The sequence below is a fragment of the Comamonas sp. AG1104 genome, assembly GCF_003350425.1.
GTDB classification, from domain to species: domain Bacteria; phylum Pseudomonadota; class Gammaproteobacteria; order Burkholderiales; family Burkholderiaceae_C; genus Comamonas; species Comamonas testosteroni.
On record NZ_QQAS01000001.1, the window covers coordinates 665,522 to 687,258 of the forward strand.

Sequence of the window (21,737 nt, forward strand, 5' to 3'; positions counted from 1 at the left end):
TACTGGGCTGCCGCCGCCCGGCTGCGGTGGCCTTTATCACTGCAAAAGCATGGCTATGTCACAAAGCAAACACGGGCTTCATGGGGCTGGGAGTACGGGGCAGGGCAGCAGCCAGTCGGCACTGACATTGGCGGCTTTGGGCGTGGTTTTTGGCGATATCGGCACCAGCCCGCTCTATGCCTTCAAGGAGGCTTTTACAGGCACACATGGGCTGACGGTGGGTCCCGAAAATGTGCTGGCCGCGCTCTCGGCCCTGCTGTGGGCTGTGATCGTCATCGTCGCTATCAAGTATGTGTGGGTGGTGCTCAGCCACGATAACGATGGAGAGGGCGGCGTGCTGGCGCTGACGGCGCTGGCCCACCGCGTGATGGGCGATCAGTCGCGCCGCTCCCGCTTTGTGGTCGGGGCCGGCGTGTTTGCGGCTGCACTGTTCTATGGTGATGCCATCATCACGCCGGCGATTTCTGTGCTCTCTGCCGTGGAGGGCATGAGCATTGCCACGCCAGAGTTCGAGCATTTCATCGTACCTATCACGATAGGTATTCTGATCGGACTGTTTTCCATTCAGATGAAGGGCACCAGTGTGGTGGGGAGGCTGTTCGGCCCGGTCACCATTGTCTGGTTCCTATGCATTGCCTGGGCAGGTGTGGCCAGCATTGTGCAGACGCCCATGGTGCTGGAGGCCGTCAACCCGCTGCATGCGCTTCGCTTCGCCGTGCAACACACGGACAAGGCCTTCTTCCTGCTATCGGCCGTGTTTCTGGCCATGACAGGTGCAGAGGCCCTCTATGCCGATATGGGTCACTTCGGCAGCCGGGCCGTGCGTCTGGGCTGGTATGGGTTGGTGTTCCCGGCTCTGATGCTCAATTACTTCGGCCAGGGCGCGTTGCTGTTGCGCGATGCGACTGCGGCCAGCAATCCCTTTTTCTTGCTGGCTTCGCCGTCCTGGTTGCTGATTTTTGTGGTGCTGGCCACGGCTGCCACGGTGATTGCCTCGCAGGCGACCATCTCGGGGGCTTATTCCATGACGCTGCAGGCCAGCCGTCTGGGGTATCTGCCGCGTGTGCGTGTGTTGCATACCTCCGATCAGGAGCAGGGGCAGATCTATATCCCCAGCGTGAACTGGTTGATGCTGCTGGCCGTGATCGCGCTGGTGCTGGCCTTCAAGTCCTCGGGGGCATTGGCGGCGGCCTATGGCATTGCCGTGTCGGGCACCATGCTGATCACCACCATGCTGGTGGGCTTTGTGGTCTATCTGGGGCGCAGCCGCGCAAGAGTCGCCACATTGGCAGCACTGGCCTGTTTTGCGGTGCTGGAGATAGGTTTTTTTGCCTCCAACCTGACCAAGCTGGAGCAGGGCGGCTGGCTGCCGCTGACGCTGGGCGCCATCATCTTCATTGCGCTGACGACATGGCGCGACGGCACCCAACTGGTGGCCGAACATCGCCGTCGCCTTGATATTCCCATGAGCGATCTGATGAGCTCGCCCATGAGCGGCGTGCCGGTAGTGTCCGGCACGGCCGTCTATCTGACTTCCGACCCCAAGCTGGTGCCGAACGCGCTGTTCCACAATCTCAAGCATTTCAAGGTCATGCATGAGCAGACGGTATTTCTCCACGTGATCAACGAGAACACGCCGTATGTGCATGATGGCGAGCGCCTGCAACTGAAGCCCATGTGCAATGGGGTCTGGGCACTGGACATGCATTTCGGCTTTCGCGAGCAGCCTGATATTCCGGCGGCGCTCCAGCGGATTGCACCGGATGTCGATGGCGAGATACCGAATCTGGACCCCATGACGACCAGCTTTTTCGTGGCCAGGGTGCAGGTGGTGGACGGGCCCGGCGGTCTTTCCGCCTGGCGCTGCGCTCTGTTTGGCTGGATGTCCCGACAGTCGGCCAGCGCGGCGACTTATTACAAGTTGCCAGCCAACCAGGTGGTGGAGCTGGGCACGCAGGTCGTGCTTTGAATGGTAGGGAGGCAAGCCAGCCAAGCACTGGCTACCATGTTTTTAGAGTCTTATTCGTCCAAAGCGTCCAGGGCCCGCGCCGAGTAGACCATGGCGGCGCCCGCATTCAAGGCCACAGCCACACCCAGAGCTTCGGCAATTTCCTCCCGGCTGGCACCGGCTGCCTTGGCAGCCTTGGTATGCACGGCAATGCAGCCGTCGCAGCGCGTGGTAACGCCCACGGCAATCGCAATCAGCTCGCGAGTCTTGGCATCAAGATGAGCGGTCTTCTTGCCCGCGCTGGACAGGGCCTTGTAGCCCTCCATGGTGCCTGGGCTCAACTCGGAAAACTCTCCCAGGCTGCCTGCCAATTCCTTGCGGTATTCGTTCCAGTCCAGCATTGCCTGCTCCTTGTTGAATGAAGCTTTGATTGTGTGCCACTGTCATCGGGCATTCAAGCTACAAGCGTTTCGTCCGCTGAGCAGCAATCGTTGAGTGGGTGAATCTGCAGGGATTTTCGAACTGTATGAAAATACAGGTCCCATCGTTGGCATCCACCCATCTTCTCGCCAAGCATTTTGTAATGCGTCATCGTGACCGAATCCCAAGCCGCCATTCTTCCGCCGCACCGCTTCTACTATCTGCACAACTTCCAGCAGGCGCTGGACTGGTTGGCGCAGCGCTATGGCGATCTGCTCAGCGAGCAGGAGGTTGATTTCATCGCCGGCTTTGCACGCCTGCCACAGAGCTCCAGGGCGCTGCTGGTACGCATGCTGATGCGGCGCGGGCCCTGGTTTCGCGCCAGCAAGCTGGCCTACGAGGAGATTCCAGTGACGGTTGATGCCGCAGCGCCCCTGCTTGAGCGTGGCTGGCTCAGTGCCACCGAGCCCATGGAGGTGGTCGAGCTGTTCGGCCTGCACACCAAACCCGAGCTATTGCGGATCTTGACTGGTTTTGAACTGTGTTCTTCCATGCGTAAGGCCGAGATGCTGCAGCTGCTGGCCGAGAGGCAACCCGAGCCCCGGTCTTATGCCGTCTGGTACCCAGGGGCCGTGGAGCCAGTCTGGCGCGTCATGGTGGGCGAGCTGGGAGAGCGTCTGAGGCTGATGTTCTTTGGCAATCTCTATCAGGACTGGTCGGAGTTCGTGCTGGCCGACCTCGGTATTTTCCGCTATGAGCCGGTGGCGCTGGATGCTGACTCGCGCGCATTTCAGCGCCGCGAAGATCTGGACTTCTATCTGGAGATATCGGCCCGGCGCCAGGCTCTCGATGAAGGCGTGGAGCCCGCACAACTGCTGCCTGCACTTGTTGAAAACCATAGCGAAAACCCGTGGCTGGACATGCGCAGGGCCAAGGTCCTGCTGAAGCTTGGCCAGGAGTGCGAGAGGCTGCAGGACTGGCCGCTGGCAGCTCAGGCCTATGGGGCCAGCCGCTATGCGGGTGCACGTCACCGTCATATTCGCGTGCTGGAGCGCATGCAATGCTTCGACCAGGCGCTGGCTCTTGCCAGCCAGGCGCAAGCCGCGCCTGAAAGTGAAGAGGAGCGTCAGCGCGTGGCGCGCATGTTGCCGCGTCTGAGCCGCAGCCTGGGGCTGGTGGCTGCGGGGCGCCAGCCTGCTCTGGCCCCGGCCGTGGCGGCCCTGCGCAGCGATGTGCTGCTGGACCGACCCACCCAGCCCATGGCGGTGGAGTTCGCGCTTCAATTCCATTGGCATAGAGACGATGCGCCGGTGTTCTATGTGGAGAACGCGTTGGTCAACTCGCTATTCGGTCTGCTGTGCTGGCCCGCCATCTTTGCGCCGCTGCCGGGGGCGTTTTTTCATCCCTTCCAGAGTGGGCCGTCCGATCTGGGCGCACCGGATTTTGTGCTGCGCCGCCAGCCCATGTTTGACGCCTGTCTGGCCGAGCTGGAGGACGGTCGCTATCGGGCCTCGATTTGCCGGCGTTTTGCCGACAAGCAAGGGGTCCAGTCGCCGTTCGTGTTTTGGGGCACATTGACGCAAGAACTGCTGGAGCTGGCGCTCGATTGCATGCCTGCAGTCCATCTGCGGATTTTGTTCACACGGCTGCTGCTGGATGTGAAAGCCAACCGCACCGGCTTTCCCGATCTGGTGCGCTTCTGGCCCCGGCGGTCCGATTCCGGTTCACGCTATGAGCTGGTGGAAGTCAAAGCGCCGGGTGACAAGCTGCAGGACAACCAGATTCGCTGGCTGGCCTATTGCACGGAGCAGGGCATTCCCGTGAGCGTCTGCCATGTACAGTGGCGTGACGAAGGTGGCGCGCCATGAAGCCTGCGCTTAGCGTGGCAGTACGCACACTGTGCGAGTTCACGGCGCGCGGCGGCGATCTGGATCTGCGCTTCACGCCTGCGCCCAGTGCGCTGGAGGGTATGGAAGGCCATGCCGTGGTGCAGAAACGGCGTAAAAACATCAGTGGCTACGAAACGGAGCTGGCGCTCAGCGGCCGGTTCGAAGAGCTGCAGGTTCGCGGCCGGGCCGATGGCTTCGATGCCGTCAAGCAGCAACTCGAAGAGATCAAGACGTACCGGGGCCGGCTCGACGGCGTGCGCCCTCATCACCGGGCCTTGCACTGGGCCCAGGCCAGGGTCTATGGTCATTTGCTGTGTCAGGAGCGCGGCCTTGAGCGGATCAAGCTGGCGCTGGTTTATTTCCAGATCGGCAGCGCAGAGGAGACCGTGCTGGTGGAAGAGTGCTCTGCCACCGAACTGCAAGCCTTTTTCGAGTTGCAATGTGCCCGTTATCTCGAATGGGCACGTCGCGAGGACGCCCACCGTCAGGCGCGCGATGGGGCCATGGCGCAGCTGAAATTTCCCATGCCGGCTTTCAGATCCGGGCAGCGGGAGCTGGCCGTGGCCGTCTATCGTACGGCCCATGCCATCGAAGGCGGTCGTTGCCTGATGGCCCAGGCCCCGACCGGCATCGGAAAGACCCTGGCTACGATTTTTCCCATGCTCAAGAGCATGGCAGCAGTCATGGCCAAGGGGGCCTCGGAGGCTGATGCAGCCGGTCTGGACAAGCTGTTCTTTCTCACTGCCAAGGGCACTGGCCATGGACTGGCCCTGCATGCGCTGGGCCAGCTGCAGCAAGCCTTGCCGGCATCGACATCGGCATCGGCATCGGCATCGGCATCGGCATCGGCATCGGCATCGGCATCGTTTGCGCCACTGCGTGTCCTGGACATGAAGGCGCGCGAAAAGACCTGTGAGCATCCCGACAAGGCCTGCCATGGAGAGTCCTGTCCGTTAGCGCGTGGCTTCTTTGACCGACTGCCTGCGGCCAGGCAACAGGCGCTGCAACTGCCGCTCTGGGATGGACCGGCGTTGCGGACTCTGGCCTTGGAGCATGGCATCTGTCCCTATTATCTGTCGCAAGAGTTGGTGCGCTGGGCCGATGTGGTGGTGGCCGACTACCACTATTACTACGACAGTGCCGCCATGCTCTATGCGCTGGCCTTGCAGCAGGACTGGCGTGTGGGTGTGCTGGTGGACGAGGCGCACAATCTGCTGGAGCGCGCACGCAGCATGTATACGGCACCGCTGTCTCAGCTTGATCTGGCGCAGGCTCGCCAGGGCGCGACAGGTGCTGTCAAAAAGGCACTCGATGCACTGCAGCGCCAGTGGCAGGCGCTGAACAAGGCCCAGGATCAGACCAGTTACCAAAGCTACGAGAGCATTCCTGGTGTGCTGCTGGGCGCCATGCAACGGGCCGCAGGCGCAATAGCGGATCAGCTGGCTGAGCAGGAGATAGTCGGTCATGCGGCCACAGGAGGGCAGCCTGCACTTGCCGACCATGCCTTGCTGGATTTTTACTGGGAATTGCTGCATTTTCAGGCGCTGGCTGATCAGTTCGGGCCGCATGCGCTGTTTGATATTCAACTGGCCACGCCGCTGCAGCGTGCGAGCAGAGTGCGTACGCCGACATCCACGCTGTGCATTCGCAATGTGGTGCCCGCGCCGCATTTGGCGGCACGCCATGAGGCGGCACAGGCCACGGTGCTGTTTTCGGGTACGCTGAGTCCGCCACAGTTCTATCGCGATCTACTGGGGCTGCCTGCGGATACGGCCTGGCTGGATGTTCCGGCGCCGTTCGCAGCCCGGCAGCTGCAGGTGCATATCGCACGCCATATTTCGACACGTTGGCGAGATCGCGATGCATCGCTGACCCCCATGGCCGAGCTGATCGCGCAGCAATACGCACGACTGCCTGGCAACTATCTGTGTTTTGTCAGCAGTTTTGACTATCTTCAGCAGGTTGCCGCCACTCTGGAACGTCTGCACCCGCAGCTGCCGCTATGGCTGCAGCAGCGCCGCATGGACGAAGCCGCGCGTGCCGAATTCCTGGCCCGCTTTGTCGAGGGCGGTCGGGGCCTGGGTCTGGCCGTGCTGGGCGGGGCGTTCTCCGAAGGCGTGGATCTGCCCGGCAGCCGTCTGATCGGTGCTTTTGTTGCCACGCTGGGTCTGCCCCAGCTCAATCCTGTCAACGAAGCCATGCAGCGAGCCATGGATCAGGCCATGGGAGTGGGGCTGGGCTATGACTATACCTATCTCTACCCTGGCCTGCGCAAGGTGGTGCAGGCAGCTGGCCGGGTCATACGCAGCGAGTACGATCGTGGCGTTCTGGTGCTGATGGACGACCGCTTCGCGCGCGCCGAGGTGCGTGCACTGCTGCCAGCCTGGTGGCAGATTGAAGTGGGCGGCCGAGGTTTTTGAACGCATGGTTGCAAGAAACGCTCGCTCACATCTCCGTTTGTAATCCTGCTCGAACGGCTTTCGCCTGCCTTGATACTTGGGGCAAAGGAGAAAAAGGCCATGAATTCCCGCGAAACCTACGACTCTCAAACCCACGCTAACGGGCAAGAGGGCAGCCAGGGATGGGATGCAATTGATGGGGTGCTGCAGACGGTTTATGGCGATCAGCAGCCCGTGCATTTCGGGACGCTGATCAAGTTTCGTCTAGGGGGAGAAGAGCCGCTGGACGGGGTCAGCGTCTATCGCAGCGAGCAGGGTGCGCCGCACTGGCACTATGTCAGCTATGGTTTCAGCGACCTGTATGGCGATCTGGATGATAGCTACGACATCGCTCCAGGCAAGCCCAGTGGTTATGGTTTCGAGCTGAGCTTCAGACTGATGCGTGCCGCCAGTGAGCAGGAGCCACCTAGTTGGCCTGTTAACTTTTTGCAAAATATTGCTCGATATGTATTTCGCACTGGCAATGTGCTGGCTCCCGGCCACTGGATGACGGCCAACGGTCCTATCAAGGCTGACGCCGACACGCTGCTGACCGAAATGGGCTTTGCGCTGGATCCGGAGTTGCCGGCCATTCATACGCCCTATGGCGACCTGATGTTTTTGCAGCTGGTGGGGCTGACCAGTGACGAGTTGCGCGAGGTACGCCGCTGGAATGTGCAGGGAGCGCTGCATTCCCTGCAGAGTTATATGCCGCTGTGGATCACCGACCTGGCGCGGCCCAGCCTGCATGATCTGCCCGATGTCCAGGCCGCCATTGATGCTGGTGCGGCGCGTGAAGGCTCCAAGACGGGTGTGCTCTACAACGATGTGCTTGGCTTCAGTCACCGCAAGCGCCTGCTGCGCAGCCCGCAGACAGTGATACGTCTGGGAAGCCTGGGCGTGCGCGACCTCAAGGCCATGCTGCCGGCTCGCCTGCCCCATGGCCGTCCGCTGATTCTGGCAGGTGATGGTTCCACCCTGGAGCTGGTGCCTGCCGGCGACAGCGAAGGCGGGATGTTGGACTGGCATAGCGACCATGAGCTCAAGCTTAGCCTGACCCAGGCTCAGATGCAGGCCTGGAAGCAGGCCGTCAAGGGGCGCGACGGCGAGTACACCGTGCCAGGACTCGATGGTCTGGTCTGGCAGGTCAAGAGCAGTGTGGTGACGGATAGCCAGGGGCGCGTGACCGGCAGATACGAAGAGCGCTAAGTGCCATGCCATGCATCAATTAGCTGCATGCGCTTTGGGGATGGACGCATCGGCTGTTCCAGCTCGGAAAATAAATAGCTCTTAACGCATACGCTCGTCGGAGAGTCTGCCCGGCAACTGATCCAGCCCTCTGGCAAACCAGCCTATGCGTTCTGTCTCGCGCACATCCAGCTGGGGCACATAGGGTTTGATGTCGAGCACGGGCGTGCCATCCAGCATGTCGTTACCGCGGAAATGCAGCCAGCATCCGTCCATGCCAAGCAGCTCGACAATGGACAGACCAATGCGGTTGGGCCTCGCAGGTGCCCTTGTGGCAAACACGCCGTGACTGCTGGTGTCCATGAAGGGCACGACTTCAAGCTTTTCCGTGGCTTCATGCAGGTGCGTGAGCAGGATCAGGTATTGAAACTCCTGCACATCGCGCAAGCCCGCGGCAAAAGGCGCAAAAACCTCTATCTTTCCCTCATGCTGCTGGGCAGCAATGGTCTGTATGGGCATGCCCACGGCATGCTTGAACGGGCTGTGTATGCGGCCTATCGGCTGCAGAACAATAGATTCGTTAATCAAGGCAGCACCGCAAGCACGACCTGAGAAGCCTTGAACAAGGCGGTGGCCGTCTTGCCCACGGCAAGGCCCAGGTTTTCGGTGCTCTCCTGCGTGATCATGGCCACTACCTGCAGACCCTGGGCGTCTATGGTCACTTCGGCATTCACCGCGCCGGGCTTGATTCGGGTGATCTTGCCGTTGAGCTGGTTGCGCGCCGAAAAGCGCACGCCTTCGCAATTCGTCACCACCATCACGGACGGCGCCTTGACCATGGCGATCACGGCGCTTCCGGCCTTCAGGCCCAGGCTGACGGCGCTGCCATGCGTGATGGTCGCCACCAGCTCAGCATTGTGTTCAGTACGGATCTGGACTTCATCGGTAACGATGCCGTGGCTGATATGGGAGACACTGCCCTTGAACTGGTTGCGTGCGCTGCTTTGCATGAGGGTTTCCTGAAAATCCCGGCGGGAAGGAAGCCGGATCTATTCTTATAGCACCCAGGCCTGTGCAGTTAAACGCTGCGCAGGCCACGACTGCTTGGTCCTTGCCCATAATACCGTCTCTAATTTGGGTGCCTGAGGCCAAGAAATGAGTGATCTGAACATCGTGCAATGCACGCACGAACGCCACGCCGCTGCGATTCTGGACATTTTCAACGATGCCATCGTCAACTCCACGGCGCTCTACGACTACCAGCCGCGCACGACACAAAACATGGCCAGCTGGTTTGAGGCCAAGCGTGCAGGCGGTTTCCCCGTCATCGGCATTGAGGATGCGCAAGGCCGGTTGCTGGGCTTTTGCAGCTGGGGTGGTTTTCGCGCCTACCCCGCCTATAAGTACACGGTCGAGCATTCGGTCTATGTCCATCCACAGCACCGGGGCCGAGGTTTGGGGCAGCAACTGATGGAGCTGCTGATTGCCGAGGCTAGGCAGCGTGGAGATGTGCACGTGCTCGTTGGTGCCATCGACGCCGCCAACTCGGGCAGCATTGCACTACACAAGCGTCTGGGCTTTGAGTCCGTGGGCCTGATGCCGCAGGTGGGCTTCAAGTTCGGGCGCTGGCTGGATCTGGCCTTCTATCAACTCACGCTGCAGACGCCGCTGAATCCGGTGGATGGTTGAGTTGCTCCGAAAAAGATAACTTTCAGCGGCTGCCTACAAGGCGCCGCAGTGAGTATGTCCTGAATGGATCGGGTTCCTGGATACATTTTGTGCCGCCAGAAAATGGCTGCTCCCTTGTTTTTCCTGAGAGCAGTCGCAAGCTAAGGGCTGGTGTTTTGTCGCTTTGAAGGGGTCACCGCCATGTGGAAACTGGGTCGTCTGCTGACAAGCTTTCGCAAGGAACTGCTGCTCGCATGGGCCGTGTTGCGTGACCCGCGCTCGCCCCGGACGGCCAAGTTGTTCACCGTGCTGGCGGCGCTCTATATTGTCAGCCCCATAGACTTCGTACCCGACACCATCCCCATTCTGGGCTGGCTGGACGATGGCCTGATCGGCTTTTTGCTGCTGCAACTGGCTTTCAGGTTTCTCCCGGCCGGGCTTCTGGCATCACTGCGCGAACGCGTGGGCACCAAGCTCGGTTAGGTCGCAATCACTACAACCGTAGCGACCAGCGCTGATGCATCAGGCGCTGGCCGTTTTTTCAAGTCCGCTAGACCTTGTGCCCAGAAATTGAAGCGCTGCCAAGAGCGGGAGTTCTGCCGTGGCATTACCCGAAGAGAAATGGCTCTGGTCTGCACCCAGCTCAAGCTTCATGACCTTGTCGGTTTTCAGGTCGAAGCCCAATGCCTTGAGACTCGCCCGGAAGGCATGAGACGTGGGGCAGATTTGAAAAAACACAGCTTGCGCTGGTGGTCTGACACCGTGCTCCAGGGGGCGATATGGTGGGGTGGTCGCGCGCTGATGCAGTAGGGCATGAAGATATCGCGGATCACAGGAAACACAGGCTGACTGCTCTGGTTTTCCAAAACGATTTCAGTCGTGGCGATTGCAGGCAACTGGCATACTGGGCTCTCATGATCGCAAAGCCCTTGTTTTCCTTTCTGTTACTGGCGCTGACAGGTCTGTCGGGCTGCAACTCTGGCGAAGCCCAAGCACCTCTGAGCAAGCAGGCGCAGGCCACGCGTGATGCAACGCCGGAGCAGGTCTTCAAGGGCGTGCTGGCAGGCCAGCCGGTATTCCTGTTGGTCCACGATTGCGAGGTCTTTCTTGTGGAGCCTTTGGAGAAGGGCGAAGTTCGCTGGGAAAAGGTGCTGGCACCCGAGCCATACCCGTTCTTCACCTCCTGCCAGCGTCAATCCATCCGTTATGAGGCCGGCGTGCTTCGGGTCACACTGGGGCGAATGGCCTTTGGTGCAGGCGGTTGCTGTGCCACGGGTGGTGACTATCGCTCCACTGACGGAAGAAGCTGGAAAAAGACTTCCTGAACCTCTGAAACCGAAAACAGGGGCAAGCGCGTGAATGGTCGGGGAGCTCGGAAACATGGTGTGCACAGGTGCCTCGTGGGATTGCCGAACTACGGGCAGGATGCGCGGCGCTGCTCAACCGAGAGCTGACCCTGCCAGTCGGCAATGACCGTGACAGTGCCGACTGCAGCGATCAGAGCGTTGTCAATGTCCATGTTTCAGCGGCAAAGCTCAGCTGGTGCGTCAACTTCAGCGCCCGGAGCAGCATGCTGTCGTGCGAGACGATAATCAGCGTGCCCGCGTATTGGCACAACATGTTCTCCAGCGCCTGAAGGGATGGCAGATCCAGGTGGTTGTCAGGCTCGTCCAGCAGCAGTAATTGCGCTGGCTCGTCACGGTAAAGTGCACAGGCCATGGCAGCCTTGAGGCGCTCGCCACCGCTGAGTTGTCCGCTAGGCTGATCGATATGGCGCGCATCCAGCCCGACCTGTGCCAGTCGCATACGTTGCAGCGACTCGGGCGTGCGCGGACTGGCGGCCAGCAACTGGCTCAGAACCGGTGATTCGGATTGCAACAGGCTCTGGTGCTGGTCCAGCAGCGCAAACGGCGTATTCAGGCAGCACTCGCCCGTCAGCGGCTGCAACTGCCTTGCCAGCAGTTGCAACAGCATGGACTTGCCGCAGCCATTGGGGCCGCTGACGGCCATGCGCTGGCCGGCGCGCAGCACCAGATTCAGAGGAGGGTGCGGCCCAACGTGAGGCAGTTGCACATCACGCAGCTCGGCAACGATGTGGTCTCCCTGGCTCCTCAGCTCTTGAGGCGGATGCCAGTGGATGCTGTCGGCCTGCCAGTCCACCTGGCGCTGCAGTGCCAGGGCGGCCTCGCGCACGTTTTGGTTCAGGGTTTCGCGCGCTGCGGCCTGCTGGGTCGCCAGCTTGCCGCCCGAACTCTGGGCGCGTTCCTTGCCAGCGTCCAGCAGAATCTTGGCCTGATTGCCGTTCTTTCCCAGCTTTTCACCGCGTGCCTGCCTGCGACTCTGGCGCTGCTGCAGCGTGTGCAAGGCCTGCTCGGTGCGGCTGCGCTCCAGCTTGAGGCGGGCCAGTTCGTCTTGTGCACTCTGGGTTTTCTGGCGTTGGACTTCTCTGTAAAAAGAGTAGTTTCCGCCATAGATGGTGATTGCGCTGGGGGTCAGTTCCGCAACAGAGTCCATGACCTCCAGCAAGACTCTGTCATGGCTGATCAGCAGCAGGCCGCTGCGCCATTGTTGCAGCTGCTGTGCCAGGGCAGAGCGGCTGGCAGCGTCCAGATGATTGCTGGGCTCATCCAGAATCAGAAAGTCGGCCTGGGCCAGTTGTGCACCCAGCAGCGCCACGCGCATGGCCTGGCCACCACTGAGCTGGCTGGCAGGTGTTTGCGGTGCCAGCTGAGGCAGGCCGATCCGCTCGAGCTGCATCTGAAACTGCTGACGTATGTCCCAGCGCTCGGCTAGCAGTTCGTAGTCGCTGGCTTCGCAGCTGCCCTGTTCAATACGCTCCAGTGCCAGCAGCATGTTGCTCAGGCCTGCCAGTGCAGCGATGCTCAGGTCTGGATGGGATGCCAGAGGGTTCTGTGGCAGATAGTGAATGCGGCCCGCACGGGTTACGCCGCCGCTGCCGGGAGGCAACTCGCCGGCCAGAATGCGTGCCAGCACGGTTTTGCCCACTCCATTGCGACCCACCATCGCCGTGCGCTGTGAGCCGAAGTTGCAGCAAAGATTGGAAAAGAGTGGCCGCCCATTGGGCAGTGTGTAAGAGACGCCATGCAGCGTCAGGCGAGCTTCTGTCATAAGACCATGCGATGGGTTGATGCCTAACATCCCCAGGCTGCACATGTGGACGGCAGCGATTGGGAGGAGGGGAGGTGGCCGTCAAGCAGACGGCGGCATCAATGGCGCATGGGTGAAGAGTCTCGTTGGAAAGCGAAAGTGCTCAATTCTAGGCAGTCCAGCGCTGAGGTCAAGCGAGCTGTGGCGCGCACGCCGCTGCCTGATTGCCGAACTCCGCCAGCACCGTCAGCACGCTGGCGGTCGCAGGGTTCAGCGTTGGCAATTGGCGATGGGCGATGGCCATGGGGCGCATCAAGGTGGGTGACAGATGCCGTATCTGCACGCTGCTCTGTTGCTGCTGCTCTTCCATGGCTTCCAGCGGCAGCAGGGCTGCAGCCTGACCGGCGGCTGCCAGGCTTTTTAGCGCCTCGGTATAGGTCAGTGCAATGAATGGGCGGGGACTCAGGCCTGCCTGGCCGAACCAGCCGGCAATCAGGCCGTGCATCTGCGTGGCGGAAGCAAAGCAGGCCCAGGGGCGGCTTGCCAGCCATTCGGGGCTGACCTGTTCGGGGACCTCCCAGGCTGCGGGCAACAGGGCCACCATGGGGTCGTTACGCCAGGGCGTGAGCATGATCTCAGCCGTCTCCGCCTGCGGGCTGGCGACCAGGGCGATATCGAGCGTTCCGGCCTTGAGGCGTTGCATGGAGTCGGCCGAGCCAACAGCCTCCAACTTGATGTCAATGCCCGGGCTGCGGCGACTCAGGGCGTCGAGCATCAACGGAAACAGCCGGATGTTGACCCCGGCTGATACGCCTACCTTGACCAGGCCGGCGCGACCGCTTGCATGGCGCTGAACCTGATCGATCAGGTCGTCTCCGGCCTCCAGCAGCTTGCGTCCCTTCTGCACCAGCACCAGGCCGGCCGATGTCAGTCCCGCCTGGCGCCTGCCGCGCAGCAGCAGCGTGGCATTCATGCGCGCCTCCAGTTCCTTGATGTGCAGGCTGACCGTGGGTGGAGCCAGATGCAGCGCCTGGGCCGCTGCGGCGAAGGTGCCGAGATCGGCAATGGCAATCAGCGTCTGCAACTGGTCGAGATTGAGGTTTCGCATGATTTATTCTTCAGATTTTCTGAATTAAATGGTCAGATCATTCAACTTTACAGATGTTAGGTGTCTGTAGACCATTGGCCGACCATGAAAAATCATCAAATTGAAGACCACGGCGGGGAATATGGGGTCTTGAGTGACAGGGCTGCGGCTCCGAGCCTCAACTCGCTTGAAGTGGCAAAGTCCGGGGAACTCCGCGCGTTGCAGTGGCTGGCACGAGTCCGAAACTGGCTGGAGCGTGCCGAGGCACGAGTAGGGGCAGGCTTCAGAGTGCCACCCAATGGGGGGTGAGAAGGAGGCTGCAGACATTCTCGGGAATCGATGGCTCCTGGCTGCTGCGCGGCATGCTTCCCAGGCGATTGCAGCTTCTGCATATCGGTTGCTTTTCAGCACCAGGTCAGCGCTACATTTGTGGGCCGCTGTTTTGCAGAGTCATTGAACGCTTATGTTGCTGAAGCAAATTGAATCCATCGTGCTGTTTGTGCAAGATATTGATGCCGCTGCTATCTGGTATGCCGAATTGTTTCAGTCCCAGGTGCAATACGAGAATCATCACTACGCTTTTATCCGGACGTCGGGATGTCTGATCGGTTTCCATCCGCAGGACAGCAAGTGTCCGGGGGGAGCCGGTGGGGCGACAGTCTATTGGGAGGTGGCTGATCTGCAGGAAGCGATACAGGAACTTGAACAAAGAGGGGCGGTTTTGTACCGAGGTCCCATCGTCACAAGCCTTGGTGCGGCTGCGGCAATGCTGCTTGATCCCTTTGGTTGCACCTTAGGGCTGCATCAGGCGCACCCTCATTCCGTGCGAGCGGTCCAGACACTGCCAGATGCCAGCCAGCCACCGGAGCCGATGCCTAGCGAATGAGCCATCACGTCAATGTAGAGTCATGCAGCGATTGGAGGTCTTTCACGAGGCTTCCGGATACCAGGATCAAATGTCAGAATTCCGACATTATTGACTTTTGCATCAAGGAGGATCGATGCGTGCACTGGCAGAACTTTTGGAGCGCGACGAGCCGGCCTTGCCACTGATACAAGCCTGGGCGCAGGACGCGAGCATTCCTGTCGAATGCCTTCCTCCCTCGGCTCAGAGAGACTCCGTGTTGCTTGCATTGCAGGTCACGACACGCTCGCCGCTGGGGGCCATGGCTCATGGAACCGGTGGAATTCTCATTGATGGGGGCTGGCTCAGAATGCTGGGCTCGGGGCATCCCAGGCTTACACGCGATCTCGCAGCGTGGAATCGCGCGCGCAGCAGCGGATTTTTGCTGATTGCCGACGATGCCGTTGGGGGATTCTTTGCCATCAATGGCGGGGCCCTGGGCGAGGATCTGGGGGCCGTCCATTATCTGGCTCCAGACACCTGGGCCTGGGAGTCGCTGGAGATGAGGCATACGGCTTTTGTGCAATGGGCTTTCACGGGTGGGCTGCGCGACTTCTACCGTGATTTGCGTTGGGAAGGCTGGGAAGCCGAGGTGGCCGGCATGGGCAATGATGCTTGCATGAGCTTCTATCCTTTTCTCTTCACGGAGCAGGGCTCCGTACTTTCGAGTGCGCGCAAGCCGGTACCGGCAGCAGAACACTACGCATTCATGAGCAAGGGTGGATAGAAAGAGCCTGCCTGAGCCAAGACAAAGGATGAGATATCAGGTGGCTGTGCCGCTTTCACCGCCTGCGTGCGACCGGCTCAAGCGGGTATCAGCGCTTTTCCCGTGTCGCAACCTCATGGCGTGCTGTCGCCATTTCAACCAATTGGGCAATCGTGTTGATATTTCTGGCCGTACCTTGGGCTGCTGCTGGAATCCTGAGCTTGGAACTGCCCATTCCTGCACCATAAGCCACATAGATCTCGCGCCGTCCCAACTGCAGTTGTTCGTCCTTGCGACCCTTGATCTGGGTTAGTGCGTCCGCAGGTGGTGCTTCATCGAGAAAGATGGCAACAGTGCGGTTGCCCGGGGATTCGGGAAAGGGGTTGTTGGCCAGCACCTCCTCCATTTCCCGGGCCGTGCGCACGATGACATCCACGGGCTTGCCGGCGTAACTGGCCAGGCATCGTTCCAATGCGGACTTGAGCTGCTGCTCTGTGCAATGTGCATCCAGTACTACATTGCCGCTGGCAATATAGGTCTGTACCTGTGCAAACCCTTCGGCCTCGCACATGGACTTCAACTCGGCCATGGGGAGTTTGCCGGTTCCGCCGACATTGACGGCCCGCAGCAGAGCGACATAGATGGGCATGACGGATAAATGGGCTGGATCTCGAAGGGGCTAGGCGGAGAAATCCCGCACAATGCGACGGAGCGCCAAGGCGCACAAGAGGATGCTAGCGTATCGCATCAGCCCGCGAGATTGGGGTGGCCGGGATAGTGTGGATTCAGGAGGACTTGCAGTCCACTCCACAGCGGCACCAACCGTGCTTGGCTTGGGCCAAAGCCCTAGTCTTTGCAAGGATTGCTCCTGCATTTCACAGAATCCGCCAAGGCTCAGGCTGCCCTTGTGCCACCCGCCAGGACTGCCCCGAGCGCTTGTCAGTTCGGATAGAGGCTTGCCGTTTGTCTGGACTCGATTGCCTGCCCGAGGCTGGTGCCAGAAATCGCCTGGGCGGTAGAAGGTGCAGGACTGCCCTGTGCCGAAGCATCCGGCCCGTAGTTGTTCCGACGCTCTTCTACGGTCATGGATTGAGGGCATTTAGAACCCGTGATCTCCAGTGCCATGCGAGCGGCAGGATCCATGCAGTCCATTGCCAGCGAGGCTGCCTTCATGCCCTTGTTCCAGAGCTCACGGCTCATTTTCAGGCGTTTGCAATGCTCGTCCGTCCAGGTTGTGCCGAAGCTCACGCCAAAGCCAGGGCCGTTGGCACTTCCACTGCTGCTGCCCATGCAGGTGTCATTGCTGGTCGTGAGGTTGGGGCCGTTCACGCTGGGAACGTTCTTCACGGTGTATGTGCCGCTGTACTCGACGATGTTCCTGGATGTCCCGGATACCGTGCTGTTCAGATTCTGGGTGGTGGTTCCGTTGGTTGTTATGTTTTGATCCGAGCTTGAGGTCGACCTGCTTTCGATGCTGGATACCGATCGGCTGTCCGCCGCAGCAACCGGATTCACGATGGTGATGGATTGATTCTGTTGTGCACCCACTGACGAGGAGCTGGAGAGGCTTTGTGCACTGCTATCGGCATTCTGCGCAAAGCTGCACAAAGGGACACAAAGGCTTAGCAAGGCTATTGAGGCTTTCATGCTGTTTCTCCCTTGTCCCCGAGTCTTGACTTGGGAGGCCTCAACTCGGGGGCAATACAACTGAGTTCGCGGAACTTATCTAGTTGGCGGCCGAGTTCGCCCATCCATAAGCATTGCCCGAAGTTCCGCCACCATTGGAGCCTCCGAAGGCTGTACCCAGGCTGAAGCCGGTAGTTGTCGCATTGCCGACAGAGGAGGCGCCAGAGTTATTGCTGGTCGAGGTTCCTCCCGGACCCGAGATCGCCTGCGAGTTCGCACCAAAGTAGGAGTTGGTATGGGCAGTGCTGTTCACCACTGCAATGCCGTTGCCGATTGACGCGGTTCCAGCCACATTGTTGGTGCTCGAGTTTGCGTAGCCTCCGGCGCCACCGCTGACCAACTTACCGGGAGCGTGGCCGAGGTAATTGCTACCTACATCCGAATGTGCGTTGGCGTTGGTGGTTCCGTAGCCGCCGGCAACGCCGCCCCCGCTGGTCGCCGCAAGACTGGTGACGGTTCCTGTGGTGGAGGCGCTTCCGCCGACACTCGATTGGCCCGAGGCCACAGGTCCCCAGGAACCGGTGGTGCCGGTGCTGGTTCCAAAGCCGCTTGCTTGAGCGCTGGCCTTCGCACTATTGAAGCTCACAGCGCTGCCCGTGCCGGAGCTTGCAACCGAGGAATAGGTTCCCGAGGATGCATTGGTCCCCGTGTTGGTTGCAGCAGATGCCACACCAGCCAAGGCAGCAACCGCCATGACAATCAAAGACTTTTTCATGATCATTCCTTTGAATAGCGAGTTCTCAGACCACCGGGATGAATTCAGGCGAAAGACCATTTGCCATTGCGCAATGATCAATGCCAACCGGAGTTGCGTTTTGGCTTCGCAGATGCCTGTGCCAAAACGTTCTTTCGGTTAATGTCAGTTTCAATAAGCCAGATGAAAACAGAAATACCTTGTTTGGGCACGGAATAGGATTCTGCGGATCTGCTGTTGTTATTTGTACAATTTATTGAAGTCTAGAACTACATTGCTATCAACAATGAAGTGAAATCAGATAATTTAGATATTGTTTTTAAGTGTAATTTTCAAAACAATATAATCATCTATATTCTGATGGCTGTATGCGAAATTTTCCTGAGAAGAAAGAAGCTTTGTTTTCTTCGGCTTTAAATACCAATATTGAGTGGTTTTTAATTGTAAATAATGTGCTGTTTTATTTGATGGAATAGTGCTTCATGAATTGATTACTATCTTTTTGAATTTCCATGAAAGTTGAAAACCTGTCATCCGGGAGTAGAGCTTGCGGTTTGCCACGTCCAATGTCGCGGCGAACCTAATCTCTAATCCGGCCAGGATTTTTGTTGCAAGCCAATGATCGGCAATGCGGTTGCTTCTCGGCAGGTTCAAGATATCGCAGCGGGTTGTTGGCGGTCGTTTCAGGGCCATCCCTCGCAGACGCGAGCGACGGGATTTTCTGCCCCGATCGCCCGCCAGAGCTTCAGGCTCTTATCAAGCTTTTCGGACTCTTACTGGTAACCCTTGCCTGACCACTGCCCCCGATACCCAGTCGATCCATACATTGTCTTTTTGAGGTCGGGTCGGATCGGTAAAGCCCAGAGCATTGAGGTTCACGCCATTGCCGTGTTGGGGGTTGGCATGGGTGGGCTGGCCGTCGACCTTGTGGGACACGGTGCCCAGTTGCTTGTGACCGTAGCCGTGCTCAATGGCGATCGCACTGGGCGCGATACCCGCGCGTACCAAGGCTACGCCTTGGAGTTTGCCGCCGGGGGTGCTGAGTTCGATGTGGTCGCCATTGGCTATGCCCAGCCTTGCCGCGTCGGCCTTGTTGATGCTCACAGGATTGTGCGGGTGCACCTGGCGCAGCCGTGAGGCGGCGATGGACATGCTGCTCATCAAGTTGGACTTGTAGCTGGTCATGGTCAGCGGCCAGTCTTGCTCGGAAAACACTTGGCGCATGTCCGAGCCATCGGCCAGACGCGTGGGGTACCAGGTGGGGCAGCCGCTGTAACGCTCGCCGGTCATGGAGTGGCGCATTCTGGACAGACCTTCGTGCCAGAACGTGGCCGGGAACTTGGCCTGCAGCTTGAGCTGGTCGCCCTTCCAGGCGTCTTCGACCTTGTCGAAGCGACCGCCACGGCTCATGACCATGGCGACGCGGCGCACTTCCTCAGGGGCGACACGCTTTTGCAGCGAGGGCATCCACTTCTCGAGGCCGGTGATTGCGATGTCGTCATCGCTGGCTTCGGGCACGGACTTGCCCGCCTGGTAGGCGATATTGCAGATGCCGCGCAGATAGAAGTCTTCGGCGTTTTCCAGATCGAGCGGCTCGCCGTCTTTGGTGGACATGGCGTTCTTGCCAAAACCAGGCAGACCCAGTTGCTTGGCAACGGCAAAGACAAAGCTCTCGAAGCTGATGGGCTGACCGTCGGCAGTTTTGGCGGTAGCGGCATCGACGGTGGGCCAGCGCACCGTGCTGCTCTTGGCCACCACGTCGGCCCATGGTGCGCCAATGCCCCAGCTCTCATAGGTGACGGTGTCTGGCACGATGTAGTCGGCCAGCGCAGAGGTTTCGTTGATGAAGGGATCCACCGAGACAAACAGCGGCAGCTTTTTCACGTCCTTGACCGAGTCGGCCAGCGCATTCTCGAAACCGCACATAGCGTAGATGGGGTTGCTGATGTGGTTGATCCAGGCCTTGACCGGGTAGGGGTAGCCCAGCATTCCGGCGGCCAGCATCTCGCTGGAAAGGCCGCCGGGCGCGGGGTACCAGGGGGCCTTGGCGGGGTAGGGGTTCTGGCCCGCTTCTTTCTTGCGTCGGAACTCGCTGGTCTTCTCGTAGGGGAACTTGGTGCGAGACAGGGCCACGCCCTTGGGTTTGACGGCACCTTCAAACTGCGCAAAGTTGTAGCGTGGGCCGGGGCCGAAGGGGCCAAATGGCCCTGCGTCCATCACCCAGCCGCCGCGTACGTTCAAGTTGCCGATCAGATTGTTGAGCATGGCGATGGCGTAGGCGGTGTAAAAGCCGGAGCCATTCATGGTGCCGCCGTGGGAGTTGGCCACGGCCTGTTTGCCATGACTGGTGAACTCGCGCGCCAGGTCTTCGATCTCCTTTACTGGCACGGCGCAAAGAGCAGCGTATTCCTCCAGCGTCTTTTTGTGCGCTTCAGTGCGCAGTTTGACGAAGGCGGTGCAGACAGCAATCGGAGTGGGTTCATCGGTCGCATCCGCAGCCTTGCGGGGAGTGAATTCACGCTCCACGATCAGCTCGGCGCTCTGGGCCACGGTGTGCGCGGCCAGCGATCCATCGGCCAGTTGCACCACATACACGTCTTCGGCGGGTGTTTTTTCGTCCACTGGTTCCGGCATGTGCAGGCCAATGTCCGCGCCGCGCAAGAACTGGCCAAAGCGGGGGTGCTTGGGTTCGTTGATGAGCAAGTGCGTGGCGTTACTCCACGATGCCTCGCCCACTGCTGCCATGGCGGCGGGGCCGGGCTGGGTCAGAAACTGCTTGTCATAGCGCTCGTTGTCGATGATCCAGCGGATCAGACCCATGGCCAGCGCCAGGTCGCTGCCGGGTTTGACGGGCAGCCAGCGGTTGTTGTCACCTGCCGCATGGCTGGACGAAGTGGGCAGCATGGGTGAGACCACCACATATTTGTAGGTGTTCTCGCTACGCGAACGGGCCTCGGCCAGCTCGCGCCCCACGCGCTGAAAAGGGTTGCCGGACTGCGCTGGCGAGGTGCCGATGAACAGGCCGAAGCGCGAATTCTTCCAGTCCGGCTTGCCGTGGGGCATGCCGGCCATATCGCCCAGCGCCGCGCCCGTGCCCACCCGGTAGGTCTGACCGCAGTAAGAGCCGTGATTGGACACATTGATGGTGCCGAACGATTGTTTGGCAAAGCGGTTGACCAGTGGGGTGCGACCTTCGTTGGCGGCCTCCGTCACCAGCAGCTGGTTGGACTTGGGGCCGTATTCGGGATTGGCTTCATCGATCAGCGTGTTGACGTCGCGGATGGCGCGCAGACCGTTCACATGGCCTTCGCCGAAGAGATCGCCGCCTTCGCAGATTTCCTGAACCAGCTCTTCGAGCGTGATGCTCTTCCACTGGCCGGAGCCACGTGGGCCCACGCGCTTGAGCGGCTTGAGAACGCGGTGGGGAGCTTTTTGGTGCTCGAGCATGGCCGAGCCGCGGGCGCAACTGGTGGCGCGGCCTTCCAGGCCGTTGTCACCGCCCAGCATGGCATAGACCTCGCGCACCGGCGTTTCCATGGGCGCGGGGTGGGTTGTGGCCAGCGGGTGATAGGGGTTGCCGGCGATACGGATGATACGGTTGTCGGCGGTGTCGACGCGCACACGCACGCCACACTGTGTCCAGCAGCCCAGGCACGAGGAGGGGCTGACCACCTGGCCGGGCTGGGTTGTCAGCTTGCCGCTGGCGGGGTCGATACGGAATTCGGGCGTCAGCGAGTTGCCTCGCGTGGCGCTTTGAGTGGTTTTGCCCGAGCTGCCGGTGATCAGTCCCTTGGCTCCCTTGGCCACAGTTTCGCCATAGCCTGCGGCAAAAGCGGCCAGGCCGCCCGCTACGGCGCCGCCGCGCAGCAGCATGCGGCGGCGGCCGGCATCGGTGTGGCCGGTCTCGGCGCCTTGGGATTGTTCGGGGGGGAATTTCTTGTCAGTCATGGTCTTGCCCTTTGTGTGAGGGAAGGGCAAGCGCTGCAGCATTTCTATGGTTT

18 protein-coding genes are annotated in these 21,737 nt (G+C 60.2%); 9 read left to right on the forward strand and 9 right to left on the reverse strand.

Features of this window, described 5'->3' with window-relative positions:
* Nucleotides 1-55 precede the first annotated feature (55 nt).
* Nucleotides 56-1,969, forward strand: a complete 1,914-nt coding sequence (locus DFO48_RS02895; RefSeq protein WP_199406939.1) for a potassium transporter Kup — start codon at nucleotides 56-58, stop codon at nucleotides 1,967-1,969.
* A 50-nt stretch (nucleotides 1,970-2,019) separates the two neighbouring features.
* On the opposite strand, the gene DFO48_RS02900 is transcribed toward DFO48_RS02895, so the two are convergent.
* A complete protein-coding gene (locus DFO48_RS02900) occupies nucleotides 2,020-2,349 on the reverse strand; it encodes a carboxymuconolactone decarboxylase family protein (RefSeq protein ID WP_114862461.1) in 330 nt (109 codons plus the stop codon).
* A gap of 213 nt (nucleotides 2,350-2,562) precedes the next feature.
* Between DFO48_RS02900 and DFO48_RS02905 the strand changes: the two genes are divergently transcribed.
* From DFO48_RS02905 to DFO48_RS02915, 3 genes are all read left to right on the forward strand, one after another.
* Entirely contained in the window at nucleotides 2,563-4,236 is a 1,674-nt protein-coding gene (locus DFO48_RS02905) for a VRR-NUC domain-containing protein (protein WP_114862697.1), read from the forward strand.
* A complete protein-coding gene (locus DFO48_RS02910) occupies nucleotides 4,233-6,677 on the forward strand; it encodes an ATP-dependent DNA helicase (RefSeq protein ID WP_114862462.1) in 2,445 nt (814 codons plus the stop codon). The genes DFO48_RS02905 and DFO48_RS02910 overlap by 4 nt, the downstream gene beginning before the upstream one ends.
* Before the next feature lie 99 nt (nucleotides 6,678-6,776).
* Nucleotides 6,777-7,904 carry a suppressor of fused domain protein gene (locus DFO48_RS02915; RefSeq protein WP_114862463.1) on the forward strand — a complete coding sequence of 376 codons (1,128 nt, stop codon included), beginning with the start codon at nucleotides 6,777-6,779 and terminating at the stop codon, nucleotides 7,902-7,904.
* 81 nt (nucleotides 7,905-7,985) lie between these two features.
* Here the strand turns inward: DFO48_RS02915 and tsaA are convergent, their stop codons facing one another.
* Together tsaA and DFO48_RS02925 are read right to left on the reverse strand one after the other, a co-directional pair.
* Nucleotides 7,986-8,468 carry a tRNA (N6-threonylcarbamoyladenosine(37)-N6)-methyltransferase TrmO gene (gene tsaA, locus DFO48_RS02920; RefSeq protein WP_114862698.1) on the reverse strand — a complete coding sequence of 161 codons (483 nt, stop codon included), beginning with the start codon at nucleotides 8,466-8,468 and terminating at the stop codon, nucleotides 7,986-7,988.
* On the reverse strand, nucleotides 8,468-8,893 hold the full coding sequence (locus DFO48_RS02925; RefSeq protein WP_114862464.1) for a molybdopterin-binding protein: 426 nt from the start codon (nucleotides 8,891-8,893) through the stop codon (nucleotides 8,468-8,470). Before DFO48_RS02925 ends, tsaA begins: the two co-directional genes overlap by 1 nt.
* A 145-nt stretch (nucleotides 8,894-9,038) precedes the next feature.
* On the opposite strand from DFO48_RS02925, the gene DFO48_RS02930 reads away from it, so the two are divergent.
* From DFO48_RS02930 to DFO48_RS02945, 3 genes are all read left to right on the forward strand, one after another.
* Nucleotides 9,039-9,572: a GNAT family N-acetyltransferase gene (locus DFO48_RS02930; protein WP_114862465.1), complete on the forward strand. Its 534-nt coding sequence runs from the start codon at nucleotides 9,039-9,041 to the stop codon at nucleotides 9,570-9,572.
* Nucleotides 9,573-9,752: 180 nt separating this feature from the next.
* Nucleotides 9,753-10,034: a YkvA family protein gene (locus DFO48_RS02935; RefSeq protein ID WP_114862466.1), complete on the forward strand. Its 282-nt coding sequence runs from the start codon at nucleotides 9,753-9,755 to the stop codon at nucleotides 10,032-10,034.
* A gap of 431 nt (nucleotides 10,035-10,465) precedes the next feature.
* Nucleotides 10,466-10,876 (forward strand): hypothetical protein, encoded by a 411-nt coding sequence (locus tag DFO48_RS02945; RefSeq protein ID WP_114862468.1) that lies wholly within the window; start codon nucleotides 10,466-10,468, stop codon nucleotides 10,874-10,876.
* 172 nt (nucleotides 10,877-11,048) lie between these two features.
* Here the strand turns inward: DFO48_RS02945 and DFO48_RS02950 are convergent, their stop codons facing one another.
* Together DFO48_RS02950 and DFO48_RS02955 are read right to left on the reverse strand one after the other, a co-directional pair.
* Complete coding sequence (locus tag DFO48_RS02950; RefSeq protein WP_114862469.1) at nucleotides 11,049-12,680, reverse strand: ATP-binding cassette domain-containing protein; 1,632 nt, start codon at nucleotides 12,678-12,680, stop codon at nucleotides 11,049-11,051.
* A gap of 169 nt (nucleotides 12,681-12,849) precedes the next feature.
* Nucleotides 12,850-13,767 (reverse strand): LysR family transcriptional regulator, encoded by a 918-nt coding sequence (locus DFO48_RS02955; protein ID WP_114862470.1) that lies wholly within the window; start codon nucleotides 13,765-13,767, stop codon nucleotides 12,850-12,852.
* A gap of 442 nt (nucleotides 13,768-14,209) precedes the next feature.
* Between DFO48_RS02955 and DFO48_RS02960 the strand changes: the two genes are divergently transcribed.
* Both DFO48_RS02960 and DFO48_RS02965 read left to right on the forward strand, forming a co-directional pair.
* Nucleotides 14,210-14,632 carry a VOC family protein gene (locus tag DFO48_RS02960; protein WP_114862471.1) on the forward strand — a complete coding sequence of 141 codons (423 nt, stop codon included), beginning with the start codon at nucleotides 14,210-14,212 and terminating at the stop codon, nucleotides 14,630-14,632.
* Nucleotides 14,633-14,747: 115 nt separating this feature from the next.
* The gene (locus DFO48_RS02965) at nucleotides 14,748-15,377 is read left to right on the forward strand and encodes a DUF2625 domain-containing protein (protein WP_114862472.1); all 630 of its coding nucleotides are present in this window, start codon (nucleotides 14,748-14,750) and stop codon (nucleotides 15,375-15,377) included.
* Between the two features lie 88 nt (nucleotides 15,378-15,465).
* Here the strand turns inward: DFO48_RS02965 and DFO48_RS02970 are convergent, their stop codons facing one another.
* From DFO48_RS02970 to DFO48_RS02985, 4 genes are all read right to left on the reverse strand, one after another.
* Complete coding sequence (locus tag DFO48_RS02970; protein WP_114862473.1) at nucleotides 15,466-16,005, reverse strand: DUF1697 domain-containing protein; 540 nt, start codon at nucleotides 16,003-16,005, stop codon at nucleotides 15,466-15,468.
* 290 nt (nucleotides 16,006-16,295) lie between these two features.
* Nucleotides 16,296-17,003 (reverse strand): hypothetical protein, encoded by a 708-nt coding sequence (locus DFO48_RS25370; protein ID WP_199406940.1) that lies wholly within the window; start codon nucleotides 17,001-17,003, stop codon nucleotides 16,296-16,298.
* Nucleotides 17,004-17,082: 79 nt separating this feature from the next.
* Nucleotides 17,083-17,757, reverse strand: coding sequence for a hypothetical protein (locus DFO48_RS02980; protein ID WP_114862699.1), 675 nt, complete (start codon nucleotides 17,755-17,757; stop codon nucleotides 17,083-17,085).
* Nucleotides 17,758-18,492: 735 nt separating this feature from the next.
* Nucleotides 18,493-21,684, reverse strand: a complete 3,192-nt coding sequence (locus tag DFO48_RS02985; RefSeq protein WP_114862700.1) for a tetrathionate reductase subunit A — start codon at nucleotides 21,682-21,684, stop codon at nucleotides 18,493-18,495.
* Nucleotides 21,685-21,737 lie beyond the last annotated feature (53 nt).